This is a genomic window from Tritonibacter sp. SIMBA_163 (genome assembly GCF_046535935.1).
Taxonomy (GTDB): domain Bacteria; phylum Pseudomonadota; class Alphaproteobacteria; order Rhodobacterales; family Rhodobacteraceae; genus Epibacterium; species Epibacterium scottomollicae.
This window is the reverse complement of sequence record NZ_JAWJBP010000769.1, coordinates 1-258: the sequence shown is the minus strand read 5'-3', so window position 1 is coordinate 258 and position 258 is coordinate 1. Positions and strand designations below refer to the sequence as shown.

Sequence of the window (258 nt, the reverse complement as noted above, 5' to 3'; positions counted from 1 at the left end):
CTTGGAGGCGCCGGGCTTGTGTCCATGGCGATCGTTCTCGCCGCAGCACTCTACGTCAACAAACCCGCCTACGAGACCCTTTACGTGGGGCTGGAAACCACGGACCTCAACCAGGTCAGCATTGCCCTTGCTGAAGCCGGGATCGACTTCGCCGTCGGACCAGAAGGCAACAGCGTTGAGGTGCCGGTCGGCATTTCGGGCAAGGCACGTCTCCTGCTCGCCGAGCGTGGCCTCCCCAACAGCACCAATGCCGGGTAT

Annotated in this window: 1 pseudogene; it reads left to right on the top strand. The window is 62.8% G+C overall.

Annotated features, from left to right (window positions below):
- Positions 1 to 24: 24 nt before the first annotated feature.
- Positions 25 to 258: pseudogene (locus tag R0J92_RS24400) on the top strand (flagellar M-ring protein FliF); the annotation flags it as partial.